General features: G+C 66.6%; 22 protein-coding genes. 19 read left to right on the top strand and 3 right to left on the bottom strand.

Annotated features, from left to right (window positions below; translation table 11 throughout):
- The first annotated feature begins 105 nt into the window (after positions 1–105).
- The 16 genes from ABIA65_RS05645 to ABIA65_RS05570 all read left to right on the top strand — a co-directional run bounded on the left by ABIA65_RS05645 (position 106) and on the right by ABIA65_RS05570 (position 13,620).
- Complete coding sequence (locus ABIA65_RS05645; RefSeq protein WP_354522903.1) at positions 106–1,386, top strand: class-III pyridoxal-phosphate-dependent aminotransferase; 1,281 nt, start codon at positions 106–108, stop codon at positions 1,384–1,386.
- Positions 1,383–2,930, top strand: coding sequence for an aldehyde dehydrogenase family protein (locus ABIA65_RS05640; protein WP_354522902.1), 1,548 nt, complete (start codon positions 1,383–1,385; stop codon positions 2,928–2,930). The genes ABIA65_RS05645 and ABIA65_RS05640 overlap by 4 nt, the downstream gene beginning before the upstream one ends.
- A gap of 3 nt (positions 2,931–2,933) precedes the next feature.
- The gene (locus tag ABIA65_RS05635) at positions 2,934–3,539 is read left to right on the top strand and encodes a BMC domain-containing protein (protein WP_354522900.1); all 606 of its coding nucleotides are present in this window, start codon (positions 2,934–2,936) and stop codon (positions 3,537–3,539) included.
- The gene (locus tag ABIA65_RS05630) at positions 3,536–4,033 is read left to right on the top strand and encodes a hypothetical protein (protein WP_354522899.1); all 498 of its coding nucleotides are present in this window, start codon (positions 3,536–3,538) and stop codon (positions 4,031–4,033) included. The genes ABIA65_RS05635 and ABIA65_RS05630 overlap by 4 nt, the downstream gene beginning before the upstream one ends.
- A complete protein-coding gene (locus ABIA65_RS05625; RefSeq protein ID WP_241402634.1) occupies positions 4,030–4,275 on the top strand; it encodes a EutN/CcmL family microcompartment protein in 246 nt (81 codons plus the stop codon). The genes ABIA65_RS05630 and ABIA65_RS05625 overlap by 4 nt, the downstream gene beginning before the upstream one ends.
- 37 nt (positions 4,276–4,312) lie before the next feature.
- Entirely contained in the window at positions 4,313–4,594 is a 282-nt protein-coding gene (locus ABIA65_RS05620) for a BMC domain-containing protein (protein WP_241402633.1), read from the top strand.
- Between the two features lie 8 nt (positions 4,595–4,602).
- Entirely contained in the window at positions 4,603–5,268 is a 666-nt protein-coding gene (locus tag ABIA65_RS05615; RefSeq protein WP_354522898.1) for a microcompartment protein, read from the top strand.
- Positions 5,268–6,278 carry a phosphotransferase enzyme family protein gene (locus ABIA65_RS05610; protein WP_241402631.1) on the top strand — a complete coding sequence of 337 codons (1,011 nt, stop codon included), beginning with the start codon at positions 5,268–5,270 and terminating at the stop codon, positions 6,276–6,278. The genes ABIA65_RS05615 and ABIA65_RS05610 overlap by 1 nt, the downstream gene beginning before the upstream one ends.
- Positions 6,279–6,321: 43 nt before the next feature.
- Positions 6,322–7,101 carry a 3-oxoacyl-ACP reductase FabG gene (gene fabG / locus ABIA65_RS05605; RefSeq protein WP_241402630.1) on the top strand — a complete coding sequence of 260 codons (780 nt, stop codon included), beginning with the start codon at positions 6,322–6,324 and terminating at the stop codon, positions 7,099–7,101.
- A gap of 66 nt (positions 7,102–7,167) precedes the next feature.
- Positions 7,168–7,950, top strand: coding sequence for a GntR family transcriptional regulator (locus tag ABIA65_RS05600; protein ID WP_241402629.1), 783 nt, complete (start codon positions 7,168–7,170; stop codon positions 7,948–7,950).
- Between the two features lie 57 nt (positions 7,951–8,007).
- Positions 8,008–8,400, top strand: coding sequence for an antibiotic biosynthesis monooxygenase (locus ABIA65_RS05595; protein WP_354522897.1), 393 nt, complete (start codon positions 8,008–8,010; stop codon positions 8,398–8,400).
- Positions 8,381–9,034 (top strand): MBL fold metallo-hydrolase, encoded by a 654-nt coding sequence (locus ABIA65_RS05590; RefSeq protein ID WP_354522896.1) that lies wholly within the window; start codon positions 8,381–8,383, stop codon positions 9,032–9,034. The genes ABIA65_RS05595 and ABIA65_RS05590 overlap by 20 nt, the downstream gene beginning before the upstream one ends.
- Before the next feature lie 17 nt (positions 9,035–9,051).
- Entirely contained in the window at positions 9,052–9,924 is an 873-nt protein-coding gene (gene gluQRS / locus ABIA65_RS05585; protein WP_354522895.1) for a tRNA glutamyl-Q(34) synthetase GluQRS, read from the top strand.
- Between the two features lie 44 nt (positions 9,925–9,968).
- Positions 9,969–11,438, top strand: a complete 1,470-nt coding sequence (locus tag ABIA65_RS05580; protein WP_241402625.1) for an ABC transporter permease subunit — start codon at positions 9,969–9,971, stop codon at positions 11,436–11,438.
- A complete protein-coding gene (locus ABIA65_RS05575; protein WP_354522894.1) occupies positions 11,435–12,208 on the top strand; it encodes an amino acid ABC transporter ATP-binding protein in 774 nt (257 codons plus the stop codon). Before ABIA65_RS05580 ends, ABIA65_RS05575 begins: the two co-directional genes overlap by 4 nt.
- A gap of 44 nt (positions 12,209–12,252) precedes the next feature.
- Positions 12,253–13,620, top strand: a complete 1,368-nt coding sequence (locus ABIA65_RS05570; protein ID WP_354522892.1) for a flavin monoamine oxidase family protein — start codon at positions 12,253–12,255, stop codon at positions 13,618–13,620.
- 45 nt (positions 13,621–13,665) lie between these two features.
- On the opposite strand, the gene ABIA65_RS05565 is transcribed toward ABIA65_RS05570, so the two are convergent.
- The 3 genes from ABIA65_RS05565 to tgt form a co-directional block, all read right to left on the bottom strand.
- Entirely contained in the window at positions 13,666–14,961 is a 1,296-nt protein-coding gene (locus ABIA65_RS05565; protein ID WP_354522891.1) for an acetyl-CoA hydrolase/transferase family protein, read from the bottom strand.
- Between the two features lie 73 nt (positions 14,962–15,034).
- On the bottom strand, positions 15,035–16,258 hold the full coding sequence (locus ABIA65_RS05560) for a cytochrome P450 (protein ID WP_241402621.1): 1,224 nt from the start codon (positions 16,256–16,258) through the stop codon (positions 15,035–15,037).
- 42 nt (positions 16,259–16,300) lie between these two features.
- Positions 16,301–17,545 (bottom strand): tRNA guanosine(34) transglycosylase Tgt, encoded by a 1,245-nt coding sequence (tgt, locus tag ABIA65_RS05555; protein ID WP_354522888.1) that lies wholly within the window; start codon positions 17,543–17,545, stop codon positions 16,301–16,303.
- Between the two features lie 19 nt (positions 17,546–17,564).
- Here tgt and ABIA65_RS05550 point away from each other — a divergent pair, with 19 nt between their 5' ends.
- From ABIA65_RS05550 to ABIA65_RS05540, 3 genes are all read left to right on the top strand, one after another.
- Positions 17,565–18,008: a lipoprotein LpqH gene (locus tag ABIA65_RS05550; RefSeq protein ID WP_241402619.1), complete on the top strand. Its 444-nt coding sequence runs from the start codon at positions 17,565–17,567 to the stop codon at positions 18,006–18,008.
- 139 nt (positions 18,009–18,147) lie between these two features.
- A complete protein-coding gene (locus tag ABIA65_RS05545) occupies positions 18,148–18,648 on the top strand; it encodes a lipoprotein LpqH (RefSeq protein ID WP_241402618.1) in 501 nt (166 codons plus the stop codon).
- Between the two features lie 160 nt (positions 18,649–18,808).
- Positions 18,809–20,416 (top strand): PE-PPE domain-containing protein, encoded by a 1,608-nt coding sequence (locus ABIA65_RS05540; protein ID WP_354522887.1) that lies wholly within the window; start codon positions 18,809–18,811, stop codon positions 20,414–20,416.
- Positions 20,417–20,445 lie beyond the last annotated feature (29 nt).

Genomic DNA, 20,445 nt, shown 5'->3' with positions numbered 1-20,445 from the left:
AGCGCAACCGCTAGCCGAAGATTTCTGATCCATTGACATTAATGGTCCAACCATTTTATGGTGGTCGCCAACACCCCCTCAAGATCATCCACGGCAGGGAGTTTCGTGTACGACTACGGCACGTTCTCGTTCGAGTCCAAGACGCAGGTCCTGGAGCGAGCGAAGGAATACTGGAATCCGGACAAGACGCAGTTCTGGACAGACACTGGTGTCGACCTGGTCATCGACCGCCGGGAGGGCTACTTCCTGTGGGACATGAGCGGGCGACGCCTGATCGACATGCACCTCAACGGTGGTACCTACAACCTCGGTCACCGCAATCCTGAGGTCATGGCTGCGATCTCGGAGGGCATGCAGCACTTCGACATGGGCAATCACCACTTCCCCTCGGTCGCCCGCACGGCGTTGGCGCAGAAGCTGGTCGAGTCCTCACCGGCGTCAATCACCAAGGTGGCGTTCGGTTCCGGCGGCGGTGAGGCGATCGACATCGCACTCAAGAGCGCTCGCCACGCCACCCAGCGTCGCAAGATCGTCTCGATCGTGAAGGCCTATCACGGGCACACCGGTCTGGCGGTCGCCACCGGCGACGACCGTTTCGCCAAACTGTTCCTCTCTGACCGCCCGGACGAGTTCATCCAAGTACTCTTCGGCGACGTCGACGCGATGGAACAGGCTCTGCGCGGACGCGACGTCGCGGCAGTGATCATGGAGACCATTCCCGCGACATACGGATTCCCGCTGCCGCCACCGGGTTACCTCGAGGCTGTCAAGGATCTCTGCATCCGCTATGACGCGCTCTACATCGCCGACGAGGTGCAGACAGGTCTGATGCGCACCGGGGAGATGTGGGCTATCACCAAGCACGGGATCGAACCCGACATCATGGTCTCGGGCAAGGGCCTGTCGGGCGGGATGTACCCGATCTCCGCCGTGATGCTCAGCGACCGGGCTGCCCAGTGGCTCGATCAAGACGGGTTCGGCCACATCTCGACATTCGGTGGCGCCGAACTCGGCTGCGTCGCGGCCATCAAGACCCTCGAGATCACCGGCCGACCCCAGGTCCGGTCGTCGGTGCACTACATCGCCGACATCTTCGCCAAGGGGCTGGCCCGCATTCAGGCCGACTACCCCGACTGGTTCGTCGGCATCCGGCAGAACGGCGTCGTGATCGGCCTCGAGTTCGACCACCCCGAGGGCGCCAAGTTCGTCATGCGGGAACTGTACGAAAACGGAGTGTGGGCGATCTTCTCGACACTGGATCCCCGTGTGCTGCAATTCAAACCGGGCCTGCTCTTGAGCCGCGACCTCTGCGAGGACGTGCTGGACCGCGTCGAGGTCTCCGTGGGTCGGGCACGGGCTGCGGCAACCGGACGGAGGAACGCATGAGCAGCATCGCAGCGGCAGGCCATCTACTCGAACGGGCGCGCTGGGCAGCCGGGGCATACGCCGAGTACGACCAGGCCACCGTCGCATCGATCGTGCAGGCCGTCGCCGACGCGGGCCACGCCGAGGCCGAGCGCTTCGCCGCGGCGGCCGTCGCCGAGACCGGCATGGGTGTGGTCGCCGACAAGGTGACCAAGAACCGGGCCTGTTCACGCGGCATCCTGGAGTACTACCGCGGTGAGGACTTCGTGTCACCGCGAGTGGACGCCGCCCGCAAGATCGTCGAGCTCCCGCGCCCCGCAGGCGTGGTACTGGCGCTGACGCCAACCACGAATCCCGTGGCAACGGTGTACTTCAAGGTGATCCTGGCCCTGATGACCCGCAACGCCATCGTGGTGGCACCGCACCCGCGGGCCAGGCAGTGCTCGATCGACGCCGTCCGGATTCTGGCCGAGGCCGCGGTGGCCGCAGGCGCGCCCGACGGCATCGTCTCGGTGGTCGAGGAGCCCTCGATCCCGCTGATCGAGGCACTCATGGCCGACGAGCGCACCGACGTCATCGTCGCCACCGGCGGCACCGGCGTCGTGCGGGCCGCGTACTCATCGGGTAACCCCGCTCTCGGCGTCGGGCCGGGTAACGTCCCGGTCTTCGTCGACGCCAGCGCCGATGTGGAGGCCGCGGCTCGGCGGATCGTCGACAGCAAGGCGTTCGACAACTCCGTGCTGTGCACCAACGAGTCGGTTCTCATCGCCGAGGATTCCATTGCGGCCAAGCTCAGTTCGGCGCTGACCCGCAACGGGGCGCACATCCTCGACGCCGATGCCGCGACGCGGCTTCGTGCGTACATGTTCCCCGACGGACACCTCAACACCGATGTGGTGGGACGTTCCGCGGCGTGGATCGCAGAGCAGGCCGGGCTGCGTGTCACCGCCAAGACCCGCCTGCTCGTCGCGCCGTTCACCGACGTCATCACCGAGGAGGTGCTGACGCACGAGAAGCTCTGCCCGGTGATCGGCATGACGACCGTTGCGGACGCGGCACGCGGCATCCGTGCCGCTCGGGCCGTCGTGCGCATCGCCGGAGCCGGACACTCGGCGGCCATCCACAGCGAGAACCCGCGTGTCATCACCGAATTCGCCGCGCAGGTACCCGTGCTGCGGGTGTCGGTCAACGTCGGTAACAGCACCGGTTCCTCCGGTCTGGAGACCAACCTCGCGCCGTCGATGACGATCGGCACAGGGTTCGTCGGCCGCAGTTCGATCGGCGAGAACCTGCAACCGCACAACCTGATGAACTGGGCGAAGATCGCCTACAACGCCGACGCGGGCGTGAGGATGCCAGAATTCGCGGGCATCGCGCCGTGGCATTCTCCTGTCGGTCCCGTGCCGGCCTACCCGCTGGCGTCCAACGACTCCGGCGCCCAGATCATCGCGACCCGCACTCCGAACACCGCGCCCCTGCGCACCGCCGATCCCGGCATCGATGCACTGCGCGCCGAACTACGCGCGCTGGTCGTCGAAGAACTCGCTCAACTCATCAAGAGGTGACCCGTGGCTGAACTGCGTTCCTTCATATTCATCGATCGGCTACAACCCCAGACGATGTCGTATCTGGGCACCTGGATCAAGGGTGCTCTGCCGCGTGCCGACTCGGCTGCCCAGATCATCGAGGTGGCACCGGGTCTGGACATCGAGGGCATCACCGACGTGGCGCTCAAGCACGCCGAGGTCAAGGCCGGTGTGCTGGTCGTCGAGCGGCAGTTCGGGTACCTCGAGTTCCACGGTGAGACCGGTGCCGTCAAGGCCGCCGCCGACGCCGCGCTCGCCGAACTCGGCGACGCCGGGGACTCGGCGATCAGCCCGACGATCCTCGCCTCACGCATCATCTCCAGCATCGACCAGCAGCACGCGTTCCTGATCAACCGCAACAAGATCGGGTCAATGGTTCTGGCGGGTGAGACGCTGTACGTGCTCGAGGTCTCGCCCGCGTCCTACGCCATCCTCGCCACCAACGAGGCCGAGAAGGCCGCCGACATCAAGGTCGTCGACTTCCGCATGATCGGCGCCACCGGACGGGTCTACCTGTCGGGCTCGGAAGCCGATGTACGACAGGCCGCCGAGGCTGCCGAGGACGCACTGCGCCGGAGTGCGGTGTGACCGGTATCGATCGCGACCAACTGCGCCTCCTGGTCCGCGAGGTGGTGCGCGACGCCGTCAGCGACCTGACGCCGAAGGTGTCCAAGTCGGTCGCCCCGCCGCCCGCCGCGCCGACCGTGGTACCCCCCACGCCGACGGGCCCCACCCCGACCGGTCCGTTGGCCGCCGATGAGAGGTCCCGCGCGGACACCGTCAGCATCCGCTCGGACGCGGATCTCGACGCATTCGTCCGTAACCTGTTGCGGCTATTTGAGAATCCCAAGACCCGCGCAGACCTGCGCAACGGTCGGCTGACGTTTCGGCTGGCCGGCGCGACACGCAGTCCCGGCGGAACCACTCGACGTTTCGATCGCGGCGCCGTCACGGAACGGACCGTTGCCGAACTCGCCGAGTCCGGCGCGACCCTGGTGCTCGGCCCGCGGGCCGTACTCACCCCGCTGGCCCGGGAACGCGCGCGTGCGCTCGGACTGACGATTGAGAAGGAGCGAAAATGATCAAAGCGACGGTCACCGGCCAGGTGTGGTCAACGCGACGTGTCGAGGGTGTGCCCGCGGGCGCCTTCCTCGAGGTCGAGGTCGACGGTTCCAGCTCGCGGCTCATCGCGTTCGACGTCCTCGGCAGCGGTGTGGGCGAACAGGTCCTCATCGCACAGGGCTCGGTGGCATCGAGCTGGTTCACCGGCACCCCACCGCCCGTCGATGCACTCATCATCGGCTCCATCGATCCAACCGAATAAGCAGTTCAGACAAACCCCGATAAGAAGGAGAATCATCATGGCAAGCAACGCGATCGGAATGATCGAGACCAAGGGCTTCGTCGCCGCACTGGCCGCAGCCGATGCAATGGTCAAGGCCGCTAACGTGACTATCACCGATCGCCAGCAGGTGGGCGATGGACTGGTGGCCGTCATCGTCACCGGTGAGGTCGGCGCGGTCAAGGCCGCCACCGAGGCCGGTGCCGAATCCGCCTCTCAGGTAGGCGAACTGATCAGCGTGCATGTCATCCCGCGGCCGCACACTGAACTCGGCGCGCACTTCTCCGTCGCCGCTCAGTAGCAGCCACGATGGCCAAAACCGACGCCATGACCATGACGGGGACGCGAACCGATATTCGCGTCTACCTCCTGGTCGAGGATCTCCAGCAGCAGTTCGCGGCATACCTGGGCACGCCGACGCGGGCCCGGGGGTACCCGCCGTACGCCGGCGAGCACGCCTTGATCGTTGAGGTGTCCCCCGCCTTGGCGATCGAGCGCGTGATCGACCTCGCGCTGCGGGAGGTTCCTGGCATCCAGCCCGGAATCCTGTACGTGGAGCGGCAGTTCGGTGTGCTGGAGATCCACTCGGCAAACCTCGCCGATGTTCGGCGAGCAGGCGAGGCCATTCTCTCCGGCACTGGGAACTCTGCGGCCGACCAGTTGCGACCGCGGGTGCTGTACCACGACATAATCGAGGACATCACCGACCAGCACGCGGTGATCATCAACCGCAACCGTCAGGGATCAATGGTGCTCCCGGGACAGTCGCTGCTGGTCTACGAGATGACACCTGCGCTGTTCGCAGCGGTGGCGGCCAACGAGGCCGAACGCGTCGCACCTGGGCTCACACTGGTCGACGTGCAGATGATCGGTGCCGCAGGCAGGCTGTACATCGGCGGAAGTACCAAGGACGTGACAATGGCGAGGGATCGAATCACTGAGGTGTTGGCGGGTATCGAGGGGCGCGACCACTGATGGGTGAGCCCGGGGATGCTGCGTTTGTCGGCGACGACGTCGAGGTCGCCGAACTCGCCCTGCGCTCATTCGACATCGCGCCCGACTCGACACTGCGGCTACTGAATCTCTCCGAGAACGCGACGTACGCAGTCGACGACGCGGGGACCGGAAAACGGTCGATCCTGCGGGTACACCGCAGGGACTACCACAAGCAGCACGAGATCGAGTCCGAACTCGAGTGGCTTGACGCGCTGCGCCGCGACAGTGATGTCACGGTACCGGTGGTCCTGCCCGCACGCGACGGCCGGCGCGTCGTGACGGTCGAGCACGACGGTGTGGCACGCCACGTCGTTCACTTCGACATGGTGAACGGAGCGGAACCCGCTGAGGAGTCCCTCACGGTCGACGACTTCCGGACGTTGGGCCGCATCACCGCGGCCCTTCACGACCATTCCCGGGAATGGTCGCGCCCGGCCGGTTTCGGCAGGTTCGCCTGGGACTGGGAGCACAGCCTGGGCAACCAGCCCCGGTGGGGCCGCTGGCAGGACGCCATCGGCGTCGGCGCGTCGGAGGCCGCGGTTCTCGACCGGGCACAGCAGCTCCTGCAGCAGCGGCTGGCCGACTACGGCTCCAGCCGGGACACCTTCGGCCTCATCCACGCCGACCTGCGTCTGGCGAACCTGCTGGTCGACGGCGATGCCATCACGGTGATCGACTTCGACGACTGTGGCTTCGGCTGGTATTTCTACGATTTCGGTACCGCGGTGTCGTTCTTCGAGGACGATCCCGCAGTACCGGAGTGGCAGGATGCGTGGGTCACTGGTTACCGGAGCCGACGTCCGCTCCCGGCCGCTGACGAGGAGATGCTGTCATCCTTCGTGCTGCTGCGCCGGCTGCTGCTGCTGGCGTGGATGGGCACCCACAGTCACTCCAAGGAATCTCAGGCCATCTCGGTCACCTACGCGGAGGGCAGTTGTGCGCTCGCCGAGCGCTACCTCACCTCCAACGGCCTCCATCTGACCCCCTAGCCGCCCCGGCAATCAAAGAGATCACCACCGAAAGGCCAATGACATGTTCACATCCCTGCAGGGCCGAACCGCCGTCGTCACCGGCGGAAGCAAGGGCATCGGCCGTGGGATTGCCGAGACGTTCGCGAATGCGGGCGTGAACGTCGTGCTCACCGGCCGCACGCAGAGTGACATCGAGGCCGCGGTCGCAGACCTCGCGGGCAGGCCCGGCGCGGTGAGCGGCGTCGCTGCCGACGTTACGAGCCCCGACGACTGTCGCCACGCCGTAGACACCGCGGTGAAAAGGCATGGCGGGCTGGACATCGTCTGCGCCAATGCGGGCATCTTCCCGTCGGGACGGCTCGAGGACCTCACACCCGAGGACATCGAGCAGGTGATCGGGGTGAACTTCAAGGGCACCGTGTACATCGTGCAGGCAGCTCTGGCCGCGTTGACGGAAAGCGGACACGGCCGGGTGATCATCACGTCGTCAATCACGGGACCCATCACCGGCTACCCCGGGTGGTCGCACTACGGTGCCAGCAAGGCGGCGCAACTGGGATTCCTGCGCACCGCAGCAATGGAGCTCGCGCCCCGCAAGATCACTGTCAACGCGGTCCTGCCGGGCAACATCGTGACCGAGGGTCTCGTCGAAATGGGCCAGAACTACATGGACCAAATGGCTGCCGCGATCCCCGCCGGACGCCTCGGCAGCGTCGCCGACATCGGGAATGCCGCGCTGTTCTTCGCCACCGACGAGGCGTCGTATGTCACCGGCCAGTCCTTGGTCGTGGACGGCGGCCAGATTCTTCCCGAGTCCCAAGAGGCACTCGCCGAGATCTAGTGGCCCCGACCGCCACCGGTGTCCCCTAGAATTGGTCGTACCAAATTCTTCGGCCAGGAGGTACCGGTGTCAACGCCAACCGAGGAGCTGCGGCGCCGGATCGTTGCCGACATCAATGCGGGCACACCCGGCACGAAGCTCGGCAGCGAACGCGAACTCGCTGAGCGATACGGCACCAGCCGGTCCAGCCTCCGCCAGGTTCTGGCGGCGCTCGAGGAGGCGGGGCTCGTCGACCGGGCGATCGGCCGTGCCGGCGGCATCTTCATCAGCCACGCGCAGGTGCAGCGCAGCCTCTCCGATGTTGTCGGCGTCCCGGCGTTCCTCGCCAACCAGGGCTACGTCGCCGGGACCCGCGTGCTGTCCACCAAGATCACCGGCCCCGACCGCACCACACAGCAGGCCCTGCACATCGGCGCCGACGACTTCGTCGTCGAGATTCAACGCGTGCGCCTCGCCGACGGGTCGCCAATATCGCTGGAGTTGGCGCAGTTTCCCGCCGACGTCTTTCCCGGCCTTCTCGAACAACAACTCGGCGGCTCAATCTACGAGATCCTGGAGAGCCAGTACGGTCTGGTCACCGCCCGCGCAGACGAGCGCATCGAGGCGGTGAACGCCACCGCCGAGGAGTCGACACTGCTTGGCGTCAATCCGAAGTCGGCACTGCTGCTCATCACTCGCATCACCTACGACCAGCACGGCACGCCGTGCGAGTTCTCCCGCGATCTGTTTCGTGGTGACCGCACCCGACTGGCCGTGACGGTGCAGGGCCGCGGCCTGGGTGCGCAGTCAACCATCGACACCGCCTCGGTGGCGCTGCAGAGCCAGGCCGCCGAGGACAAGGCCAGCTGAGCGACCTCACCGCCATCCCTTGACCTTTAGTTAGGTTGAGGTTGCACAGTGGTCCCCGTGAACGACAACGGGTTCTACTCGATCATCGACTACACCGTCGACGGGCCTCAGGCGCAGAACGAGCTCATCGACGCGTTCGCCGAGATCCAGCGTCGCTGGGTGCGGTTCTACCCCGGCTATCGCAGCGCGCACCTTCTGGCGAGCATCGACGGCCGTCGCGTCTACAACGTCATCGAGTGGGCGTCACGTGCCGACTTCGATGAGTTCGAATCCGTGTCAGACACAGCCGGAAGAATGGCGGCCATCGAGTCCGCCATCGCCGGCGTGTCCGGAACCGCCACACCCAACATGACCGGACCGCCCCGGTTCACCGTCGCCCGCGTCGTCCATCCCGGTCCACGCGAGCCCCACACCACCAAGGAGGATCACCATGCGTCCGATTCGCTCTGATCTCTGGGAAACCCAGGTAGACAGCCCCTTTCCCGGTCTGACCACACACGCCTACCTGTGGACCGGCGGGTCTGAGGGCAACGTGCTGTTCTACAGCACCATGACCGACACCGAGCACGACCACATCGCCGAGCTCGGTGGCGTGGCCCACCACTACCTTTCTCACCGCGACGAGGCGGGGCCGATGCTGGCGCGCGTGGCCGAACGCTTCGGTGCGCGCCTGCACGCACCCGTCGCCGAACTCGTCGAGATCGGCCAGCACGCGCACGTCGACGTGCCGCTGGCCACCCGTCACGTCGACGGCAACGGCATCGAGGTGATCCCGACGCCCGGGCACTCGCCGGGCAGCACCTGCTACCTGGTGCCCGGGGCCAACGGCAGGCAGTACCTGTTCACCGGCGACACGATGTTCGTCGGCGCCGACGGCACCTGGGCAGCCGGGTATATCCCGCCGATCAGCGATGCCGAGTCACTCGCCGTCAGCCTTCAGGTGCTGGCCCCGCTTCGGCCCGACCTGGTGATCTCCAGCGCGTTCGCGAGCGACACCGCAGTGCACGTCTCGTCCGGGTCGCAGTGGTCGGACAGCGTCGCGCAGGCGCGGTCCAAGCTCTCCGACGCGGTCGCATGCGCGTAGGCGGCTAGATTGCGGGCATGAGTCCCGCCGGCCGGTTCGCGCCAAGCCCGTCGGCCGACCTTCATGTCGGCAACCTACGGACAGCGATCCTGGCGTTGCTTTTCGCGCGCTCCACCGGCCGGCGGTTCCTCCTGCGGGTGGAGGACCTCGATGACCGCACGTCCGCCGACATCGCGCAACGCCAGATCGCCGATCTGGCCGCCATCGGCGTGACGTGGGACGGGGACGTCGAGTTCCAGACGGCACACGAGGACCGCTACGACACCGTGGTCGAGGATCTGGTCGCCCGCGGCCTGACATTCGAATGCTTCTGCAGCAGAAGAGATATCCTCGCCGCGCCCCGCGCACCGCATGCGCCGCAGGGAGCCTATCCGGGCACGTGCCGGAACCTGACCGCCGCCGAGCGCGCCGAACGCGTCGCTGCGGGCCGTCCTCCCGCGCTGCGACTGCGCTCGGAGCTCACGACGTTCACCGTGACCGACCTGCTGCACGGCCCCTACACCGGCGTGGTCGACGACTTCGTGCTCCGGCGCGGTGACGGCGTGACCGCCTACAACCTGGCTGTCGTCGTCGACGACGCCGCGGGAGGTGTCGATCAGGTGGTGCGCGGTGACGATCTGCTGTCGTCCTCGCCCCGACAGGCCTACCTGGCATCACTGCTTGGCCACGAGCCGCCGACGTACGCGCACGTGCCGCTGGTGCTGGGCGCGGAGGGCAAGCGGTTGGCCAAGCGTGACGGCGCGGTGAGCCTGGCCGAGATCGGCGTTCCGACGGCACTCGCGCAGATCTCCGAGTCGCTGGGCTGGCACGCAAGGACCGTCGAGGGCATGCTCGCCGAGTTCGACCCCGCCCGGTTGCCCCGCGAGCCCTGGGTATACCGACCCACATGAGCAGAACACTGTGCCCACCGCCTCGCACTTGTTAGCGTCCGCCAGTGCGGAAGATACGAAGAGCACTGCTTCCAGTCCTGCTGATCGCTGCCGTGCTGCTGACCGCAGCCTGCGGTTCAAGCGCCAATGACTCGATCAAGTCGTCCGGGGTGCTGCGCGTTGGCACCGAGGGCACGTACGCGCCGTTCAGCTTCCACGACCCCGCCACCGGCGAGCTGGCCGGCTATGACGTCGACGTCGCCCGTGCAGTCGGGCAGAAGCTCGGGGTGCGTGTCCAATTCGTCGAGACGCCATGGGATTCCATCTTCGCCGCGCTCGAGGCCGACCGGTTCGACGTGGTGGCCAACGAGGTCACCATCAACGCCGAGCGCAAGGCCAAGTACGACCTGTCGGAGCCGTACTCGGTCGCCGAGGGCGTCATCGTCACCCGCGCCGACGATGACTCCATCACCTCGCTGGCCGATCTGAAGGGCAAGACGACGGCACAGTCCACCACCAGCAACTGGGCGCAGGTCGCCAGGGACGCCGGCGCGCGCGTCGAGGCGGTGGAGGGCTTCACCCAGGCGATCACCCTGCTCAACCAGGGCCGAGTCGACGCCACGATCAACGACAGCATCGCGGTCTACGCCTACCTCGCCGAGACCAACGACACATCGGTCAAGATCGCAGGCCAGACCGGCGAGAAGAGCGAGCAGGGGTTCGCCGCCCGCAAGGACAGCGGCCTGCTACCCGAACTGAACACCGCACTCGAGGCGCTCAAGGCTGACGGCACGTTGGCCAACATCTCGGAGAAGTACCTCAAGGTCAACGCCTCTGGAACTCCGTCGGCCGGTGACGAGGTTGCGGCACCACGCTCGACGTGGCGGTTGATCGCCGACAACCTCCTGCCCTTGGCCAAGGCGGCGATCACGGTGACGATCCCGCTGACCATCATCAGCTTCGTGCTGGGCCTGATCATCGCGCTGGCGGTGGCACTGGCGCGGCTCTCCCCGAATGTGCTGCTGAGCAACGCCGCCCGCTTCTACATCTCGATCATCCGGGGCACGCCCCTGCTGGTGCAGTTGTTCATCGTGTTCTTCGCGCTGCCCACGTTAGGTGTGACGATCGATCCGTTCCCCGCGGCGGTGATCGCCTTCAGCCTCAACGTCGGCGGCTACGCGGCGGAGATCATCCGCTCGGCGATCCTGAGCGTGCCGAAGGGCCAGTGGGAGGCGGCCGAGACGATCGGCTATCACTACGCCGGTGCGCTACGCCGCATCATTCTTCCGCAGGCCGCCAGGGTCGCCGTCCCGCCGCTGTCGAACACGCTGATCTCACTGGTGAAGGACACGTCGCTGGCGTCGACGATCCTGGTGACCGAACTTCTGCGGACCGCACAGATTGCCGCGGCGCCGACGTTCGAGTTCTTCGCCCTCTATGGCACGGCCGCGGTGTACTACTGGGTGATCTGCCTGGTGTTGTCATTCGGCCAGAACCGCCTGGAACATCGACTGGAAAGGCACGTGGCGCGATGACGGAGGAAGCAGGAGAAGTCGAGTACCGGGTCACTGCCGAGGGCGTCGAGAAGGCGTTCGGCGACAACAAGGTGCTCAAGGGAGTGTCGTTCACCGTGGAGCGCGGCACGGCGACCGCCATCATCGGCCCGTCGGGGTCGGGCAAGACGACGCTGCTGCGGGCGCTCAACGCGCTCGACCGCCCCGACGCCGGAGTGATCCGGGTGGACGACATCGAGATCGACTTCTCCAAACCAGTGCCCAAACCCGAGGTACGCAGGTTTCAGTCACGAAGCGGCTTCGTGTTCCAGGGACACAACCTGTTCCCGCACAAGACGGTGCTGGAGAACATCATCGAGGGACCGCACATCGTGCAGAAGCGGCCGAAGGACGAAGTCGTCCAAGAGGCCGTCGAACTGCTCGACCAGGTCGGGCTGGCCGAGAAGAGGGACCAGTACCCGTATCAGCTCTCCGGCGGGCAGCAGCAGCGCGTCGGTATCGCCCGTGCGCTGGCGCTCAAGCCGAAACTGGTGCTGTTCGATGAGCCCACGTCGGCCCTGGACCCCGAGTTGGTCGGCGAAGTGCTCTCGGTCATCAAGGATCTGGCGGTCGAGGGCTGGACGATGGTGATCGTCACGCACGAGATCCAGTTCGCGCGGCAGGTGTCCAATCAGGTGCTGTTCACCGACCGTGGCGTCGTACTGGAGAAGGGCTCACCGGCCCAGGTGATCGGGGATCCGAAGGAGGAGCGCACCCGCCAGTTCCTGCAGCGCATCCTCAACCCGCTGTAGCCCATTTCCCCCACCGAGCGTCGGTTACCGGCGATGCTGTGAGCATGTCACGCAACATGGAAGCCGACGTCGTCATCGTCGGGGCGGGCCTGTCGGGAATGATCGCCGCCCGAACGGTACTCGCGGCCGGCCTCACGCCCCTGGTCCTGGAGGCCGACACCCGCGTCGGCGGACGAATCCTCACCGAGGAGGTGGCTCCGGGGTTGCCAGTGGAGATCGGGGCGCAGTGGATCGGCGACACCCACGAGCGCATGTTCGCGCTGGCGGCCGAACTCGACGTCGAGACGTTCCCGCAGTACGAGGAGGGCGAGACGTCCTACGAGCTGGTGGGTTCGGGTGTGCTGCGCGAGAACGACTTTCACACCAGGTACGCCGATGAGCTGGCCTCACTCGAGCGTGTGTTCCGTGAACTCGACCAGTTGGCCGCCGAGGTGCCGGTCGACGCGCCGTGGCTGGCGCCGCGCGCCGACGCGTGGGACGCGATTACCGCGGGCGCCTGGTACGACGCCCAGGGACTGTCCGTCGTGGCGCGGACCCTGTTGGAGATCTGCACGGTCGGGATCCTCGCGGTGCCCACCGTCGAAGTGTCGTTCCTGCATCTGTTGTTCACCATCCAGACCTGCGGTGTGACCTCGGAACTCTTCGCCGAGTCCGAGGGTGGCGCCCAGACCACCCGATTCGTTGGTGGTACCAGCGAGATTCCGCGGCGGCTGGCCGCGCTGATCACCGACCACATCGTGCTCGAGGCACCCGTGCAGTTGATCGAGCACAGCGCCGACAGCGTCACGGTGCACTGCCGAGGCGGCATCACGGCCCGCGGACGTCGGGTCATCGTCGCGGTCTCACCGACGCTGGCCGGCCGCATCATGTACGACCCGCCCCTGTCCGGGGTTCGCGACCAGCTCACCCAGCGCATGCCGAACGGATCGTCCATGAAGGCGTTCTTCGTCTACGACGAACCCTTCTGGCGCGCAGACGGTCTCAACGGCCAGCTCATCTCGGACATCGGCCCGGCGCGGATGTCGAATGACACCTGCATCCCCGGCGACGACCACGGCGTGCTGCTGCTGTTCCTGGAGGGGCAGCAGGCCCGGACGTTCGGGCGCATGCCGACCGGCGAGCGCCGCAGCGCGCTGACAGCGGAGTTGGTGCGTCACTACGGCGATAAGGCCGCGCACCCGGAGTTCTACGTCGACGGCGAGTGGTCGGATCGACAGTGGACGCGCGGCTGCTACAACGCGAACCTGGGCCCGCTGGTGTGGACCACCTACGGTGCGGCCCTGTCGGCGCCGATCGGCGCGATCCATTGGGCGTCAACCGATACCGCCACCTACTGGAGTGCCTACATGGAGGGTGCGGTGGAGGCGGGTGAGCGTGCCGCCCGCGCGGTCATCGCCGAGCTGACGAGGTGATTTCGGCGCGAAAAGGAGCGCTCACCGCTCCAAACCGCGCCGAACTCAAGCCTTGAGGGCGGCCGCCAGCAGCTCGTCGCGGAACTGCGGGTGGGCGATCGCCGCGAGCGCCTCACCGCGCTGGCGGACGGTCTTGCCCTCCAGTTCGGCGACACCGTACTCGGTAACGATCACGTCGACGTGATGCCGTGGCGTCGTGATCACCGCGCCGGGACCGAACGCCGCCACGATCCTCGACTGCAGTCCATCCTCATTGGAGAACGTCGAGGGTAGACAGATCAGCGAGCGGTCGGACAGTTCGAGCCCGGTGCCTGCCACGAAGTCCTCGGCACCGCCGATCCCGCTGAACTGCTTGCCGTTGATCGTGTCGGCGACGACCTGACCCTGGAGGTCGATCGAGAGTGCGCCGTTGATGGAGATCATGTCGCTGTTCGCGGCGATCACCTCCGGTGCGTTGACGATCTCGACGGGCAGGAACGCCACCTCGGAGTTACCGTCCAGCCACGTGTACAGCTCGGTGGAGCCGAACGCGAACGTCGTCACGCTCACACCGTCGTACTGCCCCTTGCCGGTGTTGCTGATCTTGCCCGCGCGATGCAGCCGCATGCAGCCGTCGGTGAACATCTCGCTGTGCAGCCCATAGTCGCCGCCGTCCCCCTCGGCCAGCAGCGTCGCGATCTGGTTTGGAATCGAGCCGATCCCGGTCTGCAGTGTCGCGCCGGAGGGGATGAAGTCGACGGCGTGCCGCGCGATCGCCTGGTCGACGTCGGTGGGTGGGGCGTCACCTCCGGGCAGCGCGAGCGGTCCGTCAGTCGAGTGCACGAGGATGTCGATATCGTCGACGTGCAAGGCATGGCGATGCTCACCCAACCCGAAAGTCCTTGGGTAGGCATCGGATACCTCAACGATAAGCAGCCGATCGGGATCGGCACCCGCACTGCGCAGCTCGCCGATCGTCCCACCTGCGTGCAGCGAAAGGGAGCACCAGCCGTCGGCGTCGGGCGGCGTCGCGACGGTCGTCATCACGCGCGGCGCCTGACGCTGCAACAGCGGTGCGAAGCGTCGGAAGTCCGCGGGCGTGAACTCGATATCGGCGCCCGTGGCCAGCAGCGCCCGCTCGAGCGGGCCGAAGAATCCCGACAGGTAGTGCACGCCCGGGCGCGTGAACAGTTCGGTGAGCACCGCGAGCAGCGCGCCGTACACGCGCAGGTCCGTCCAGTCGTCGCGCTCGCCGAGCGCACGCATGAACGCCGGCGGCTGACCCGGCCCGAGCGGTATCCCCAGCGTGTCTTCGGGGCCGAGCCGTGCGGCGGCCTGCTCGGCGGTCAGCTCCTCTGGCATGGCGCGACCCTATCTCTCCCCGTGATTTCGGCGCGTTTTGGAGCGCTCACCGCTCCGGAGCGCGCCGAAATCGCTAGACGGTGACCGGCAGTGAGGCCAGACCGCGCAACGTCAGGTTGGGCTTGTAGACGGCCTCACCGGCGATACGCGCGTTCGGGAAGCGGACCGTCACCGCCGACAGCACTGCCGTGGCCTCCAGCCGGGCCAGTGGGGCACCGAGACAGAAGTGCCGCCCCTTGCCGAAGCCCAGGTGTCGAATGGTCGCTCGGTCGGGATCGAACTCACCCGGCCGCTCGGCCACCGCGGGATCGCGGTGTGACGCGGCGATCAGCAGCAGCATGCTGTCGCCCTTCGGAATGTCCACACTCCCGATCGTCATATCCTCGCTGGCGATTCGCATGACGAGCTGCACCGGAGGGTCGTACCGCATCGTCTCCTCGACCACCGCCCCCGCCCGGCTCGGGTCGCTCGCCAGTGCACGCCACAGCGACGGTTCTCGCAGCATCGCCAGCATGGCATTCGCGATCAGGTTGACCGTGGTCTCGTGCCCCGCGATCAGCAGCAGGTTGCACGTCGCGACGATCTCCTCCTCGGTGAGCTGGTCACCGCCCTCTTCCGCGGCGATCAGACCCGAGATCAGGTCCTCGCGGAGCGCACCGCGCCGCACATCGATGAGACCACGCAGGTACTCGCGCAGCCACCGGCCCGCCTCCTGGCGCTTCTCGGCACGCTCGGGATCCTCACTGTTCAGGGTGCTGAACGGGTCGAGCCCCTGGGCCAGCAGCGCCGAGGCGCGGCTGAACTCGGGCTCGTCCTCGATCGGCACGCCGAGCAGTCGGCAGATCACCGCGACCGGGAGCGGGTACGCCAGATCGGCGATCACGTCGAAGGAGCCCCGGCGCTCGATGGCGTCCAGCAGTCCGTCGACCAACGCGGTGATATCGGGTTCCAGCGCGTTGACAACCCGCGGCACGAAGGCCTTGCTGACGAGGCCGCGCAGCCGGGTGTGGTCCGGTGGATCGAGGAACAGGAACCCCGGTGGCCCCAGTGGCCGCATCTCGGCACCCTGGGCGATCTGCTCCTGTACGACAGACGATTTCATGCTGTCGCTGGCCGATGCCGGGTGGCGCAGCACCTCGTCGCAGTCGGCGAAGGACGAGAACACGGTGAGCCGGCTGTCTGGCATGTGCAGCGGGCCATGCTCGCGGATCTGCTCGTACAGCGGGTAGGGGTTGGCTCGGGCCGACGGATCGAGCAGCTGCATCACCAGCGTCTGCGCCTCGGCGGTCGTCGTCATGCTCTTATTGTGCACGCGTCCAAGAGTGCTGTGTCGGCCCCGCTAGCTCGAGTAGTAGCGCCCGAGAACGTGCTCGCGGAGTTCATCGAAGTCACCGGCCGTGATCGAGTCCCGGATCGAGTCGACCAGGCGGATCACGAAGCGCTCGTTGTGAATCGTGCACAGCGTCGACGCGAGCATCTCCTTGGCCTTGAACAGGTGCCGGATGTAGGCCCGGGTGTAGTTCGCGCAGGTGTAGCAGTCGCACTCGGGGTCCAGTGGCGTGAAGTCGCGCTTGTAGCGGGCGCCGGTGATGTTGTATCGGCCCGTCGCGGAGTAGATCGACGCATTGCGGGCGACCCGCGACGGTGACACGCAATCGAATGTGTCCGCGCCTGCCGCGACGGCGTTGAACAGGTCGTCCGGTTCGCTGATGCCGAGCAGGTGCCGCGGTTTGTCGTCGGGCAGCTCGTCGGTGACCCAGCCGACGATGGTCGCGAGGTTCTGCTTCTCCAACGCGCCGCCAATGCCGTATCCGTCGAAGCTCAGCCCCTCCGCGGGCCCGGCAGACTCCCCTATCGACACCAGGCCGCGGGTGGCCTTCCGGCGCAGGTCCTCGTACTGCGCGCCCTGCACGACGGCGAAGAGCGCCTGCGCGGGCTTGTCGGCACGTTCAACGCTGAGCCGACGGTGTTCGGCCAGACAGCGCACCGCCCAGTCATGGGTGCGCTGCACCGACTGCTCCTGGTAGGCGCGGGTGTTCACCAGCGTGGTGAGTTCGTCGAAAGCGAAGATGATGTCGGCACCCAGTTGATGCTGAATCCCGATGGACACCTCGGGGGTGAACCGGTGGGTGGACCCGTCAAGGTGCGATCGGAACGTCACGCCGTCGTCGTCGACGTGCGCCAGACGCTCCTTGCCCTCGGCGATGACGTCGTCGGCCTGCACGCGCGAGGCGTCCATCGCCAGCACCTTCTTGAAGCCCACACCCAGCGACATCACCTGGAATCCGCCACTGTCGGTGAAAGTGGGTCCCGGCCAGTTCATGAACGCGCCGAGGCCGCCCGCCTCATCGACGACGTCAGACCCTGGTTGCAGGTAGAGGTGGTATGCATTGGCCAGAACCGCTTGTGCCCCAACACCCTTCATCGCCTCGGGCAGCACGGCCTTGACCGTGGCCTGGGTGCCCACCGCGATGAACGCCGGGGTGTGGACGTCACCGTGCGGGGTGTGGATGACACCGACCCGACCGGCCCGATCCGGCAACTGCGCCCCGACCTCGAAGTACGGTTTCAACGGCGCGCTCACCGCTGTAGATTCTCACACCATGCGTACAGCCCCCGCGATCGCGGTACTCACAATGGTGTTCGTGGCCGGTGGTATGACCGCGTGCTCGTCCCCACCGCCAGCCGAGAACGAGCCCGGCGCCCTCCCCGTCGGGACCGCCACTGTGACCATAAACGACACCGACGCTGGCACCACCGACGCAGTGTCCTGCACCACCGCCGGATCAGTGGTCACCATCACGACCGGTGACGATAAATCGGGATCGGTCAGCGTGGTGTCGAACGAGGGTGCCTTGACCGTCCAATCTGTGAACCTCAACAACCTCGCCGGCTTCACCGGAAGTTACAACGCCGGACTCGGGGGCGAGGCCACCGTCACGATGACCGGTCGGACGTACAACATTTCGGGGAAGGCCGACGGTTTTCTCACCTCCGATCCCAGCTTCCGGTCCGCCGGCTCCTTCACGATCACGGCCGCGTGCTGACTGCCTGAACAACGAGCGACAAGTTGGCACCGCCTGACGGATTTTTCACGCATTCCCATGACCGCAGGTCAGCAGCGGGCCATAGTACGAGAGATGGCTTGTTGATCTTGACAGGTCACACTTACCGAAGGAGACCGATGTGAAGACTGGATTGCTCGTCGTTGTGGGTAGTGCGGCCGTTCTGATCGCCGGCCTGTCCGGCTGTTCGTCGAACGACAAGTCGGCGGAGAGTACGACCACCACCGGGGCCACCTCGACCACGGCCACGACGTCCGCGGCCGAATCCCCAACTGCCACAGCCGCACCCGGCGGCACGAAGGTCACCATCGACGGCCAGGACCAGCAGGTCAACGGCACAGTCGTCTGCAGCGCCATGGGCGGCAACATGAACATCGCGATCGGCGAGGCAGCCACCGGCATCGCCGCCGTCATCAGCGAGGGCGACTCGCCTACCGTCACCTCGGTCGGCCTGGGCAACGTCAACGGCGTCACGCTGGCCGTCGGCGCCGGCGCGGGTGAGGCCACCGCGTCGAAGGACGGCAACACCTACAAGATCACCGGCAACGCGACCGGCATCGACATGGCCAACCCGATGGCCCCGGTCACCAAGCCCTTCGCGATTGAGGTCACCTGCCCCTGACTCGGGCAACCAACAGGCACATTTCGAGGCGGCGGCGTCCCATCGGGGCGCCGCCGTCATCGTGTCCGCACCACCTCTGAAAACCACGCCGAAACGCCCATGACCGGGAGTAGTGTCCGATTCGCGCAGGGTCGCGCAGCATCGGGAGTGGGGGCGTTTTGTGGCGCGGAATCACAACGGCAGACACCGCAGGGCGCGTGACACCGCACTGGTCTTCGTCACGGCGGCCGGCATGTCCGGCGCACTGGTCCTGGGGCACGCGACCAACAACACCGTCATGGACGCCATGGTGGCGCTCACCAACACCGTCATCGGCGCGGGCGGACGCGGCGACTCGGCGGGCGAGCGTGTGCAGCAGAAGCTCAGTGCGACGGTGCAGCCTGCCGGTTACGGCTACGAGGCCGTCCACTACCCCGCGACGATCAACCTCGCCGAGAGTCGCAACATCGGGGTTCCCGCCATGCACCTCGCCCTCGTGGCCCACTCCAGTGAGACGTACCTGATCGTCGCCGGCTACTCGGAGGGATCCCTGGTCGCCGAACGGGTGCGACGCAACCTGCAGGCCAAACCCGTCGGTCCAGGGCCCGAAGGCGCACCATCGGCCGACCAACTGACGTTCGTGATGATCGCGTCCCCATTCGCGCCCAACGGCGGTATCTACAGCCGCTTCCCCGGACTCTTCATCCCCTTCATCATCGACCCGATTGGCCCCAGCCAGCCAACGCGATACGACACGACCTATCACGCGATCGAGTACGACCCCGTCGCGGACTTCCCTGCGTACTTCAATCCGCTCTCACTGCTCAACGCCGCACTCGCGGCCCGCTACGCGCATCCAGATCGGTACTACGACGCCATCGACCCCGAGACCACGCCTCACCTGGAGAAGGAGGTCGTGAACAGCGCCGGCGGAACTGACACCTACATCCTCTACCGCAACCAACAGCTGCCGCTGCTGGGACCGATACGGGAACTGTCGTCGATGCTGCAGTTGACGCTGTTGACCGAACCGTTCCTCGGCGCCATCGAACCGCTGCTACGAGTCGTGGTCGACATGGGCTACACCGATCGCACGTACGCGAACGCCGATGTCAACACACCCTTCTCGCTCTTCACTCCCCCCGACAGGATCATCAAGGCGCTACTCGCGGTGCCGGGCGCCCTGCACGAGGGGCTGATGAACTTCCAGGAGGGGATGACCAATCTGCTCTCCGGCGGGCAGACCGCACTGGCCGCGAAGTCCCTTGCCACCGACTCGAAGTCGATCGCCGTGGCCGCCTCGCCGTCGGCGTCTCCGTCGGCGGTTCCCGGACTGCACGGCAGCGACTTCACCGCACTCCAGGTCACCGAGAGCACCGAGCCCGAGAGCACCGAGCCCGAGGTCGCCAAGCCCGAACCCGTTGCAGTACAAGAGAAGACCACCGGTGCGATCACGGAGGATCCGGAGACTCCGGAGACAGAGCCGACGAAGCCCTTGAGCGCCGACAGCCTGAAACCGAAGCTGACATCCAACGGCAACAAGGTCACCCCGATCGGTGCCACCAAGGCGCCGGCCACCAGTACCGGCGCGAGTCCAGTCAGCACCACCCCAGCCGAGACGACACCGGGTGCCGCGACCGGATCGACCACCGAACCGGACCCGAAAACCGAGCCGAAGTCCGAGCCCGAGACCAAGGTCTCTGAGCCCGACGCCAAGCCCGATACGAAGCCCGACACCAAGACGTCCGCACCGGATTCCGACAACGACCGCAAGGACGCCGCGGCCTAACCGCCCGGGCACGCACTAGCGTCGGGTTG

Source organism: Mycolicibacterium sp. 624 (assembly GCF_040548615.1).
Classification (GTDB): Bacteria; Actinomycetota; Actinomycetes; order Mycobacteriales; family Mycobacteriaceae; genus Mycobacterium.
Note: the sequence above shows the minus strand (reverse complement) of the source record. Positions and strands in the feature narration are given on the sequence as shown.

Coding starts and splice junctions, on each gene's coding strand:
- ABIA65_RS05640 (WP_354522902.1), top strand. CDS start 1,383: ATGAGCAGCATCGCAGCGGCAGGCCATCTACTCGAACGGGCGCGCTGG.
- ABIA65_RS05625 (WP_241402634.1), top strand. CDS start 4,030: ATGATCAAAGCGACGGTCACCGGCCAGGTGTGGTCAACGCGACGTGTC.
- ABIA65_RS05620 (WP_241402633.1), top strand. CDS start 4,313: ATGGCAAGCAACGCGATCGGAATGATCGAGACCAAGGGCTTCGTCGCC.
- ABIA65_RS05615 (WP_354522898.1), top strand. CDS start 4,603: ATGGCCAAAACCGACGCCATGACCATGACGGGGACGCGAACCGATATT.
- ABIA65_RS05610 (WP_241402631.1), top strand. CDS start 5,268: ATGGGTGAGCCCGGGGATGCTGCGTTTGTCGGCGACGACGTCGAGGTC.
- fabG (WP_241402630.1), top strand. CDS start 6,322: ATGTTCACATCCCTGCAGGGCCGAACCGCCGTCGTCACCGGCGGAAGC.
- ABIA65_RS05590 (WP_354522896.1), top strand. CDS start 8,381: ATGCGTCCGATTCGCTCTGATCTCTGGGAAACCCAGGTAGACAGCCCC.
- gluQRS (WP_354522895.1), top strand. CDS start 9,052: ATGAGTCCCGCCGGCCGGTTCGCGCCAAGCCCGTCGGCCGACCTTCAT.
- ABIA65_RS05575 (WP_354522894.1), top strand. CDS start 11,435: ATGACGGAGGAAGCAGGAGAAGTCGAGTACCGGGTCACTGCCGAGGGC.
- ABIA65_RS05570 (WP_354522892.1), top strand. CDS start 12,253: ATGTCACGCAACATGGAAGCCGACGTCGTCATCGTCGGGGCGGGCCTG.
- ABIA65_RS05565 (WP_354522891.1), bottom strand. CDS start 14,961: ATGCCAGAGGAGCTGACCGCCGAGCAGGCCGCCGCACGGCTCGGCCCC.
- ABIA65_RS05560 (WP_241402621.1), bottom strand. CDS start 16,258: ATGACGACGACCGCCGAGGCGCAGACGCTGGTGATGCAGCTGCTCGAT.
- ABIA65_RS05550 (WP_241402619.1), top strand. CDS start 17,565: ATGCGTACAGCCCCCGCGATCGCGGTACTCACAATGGTGTTCGTGGCC.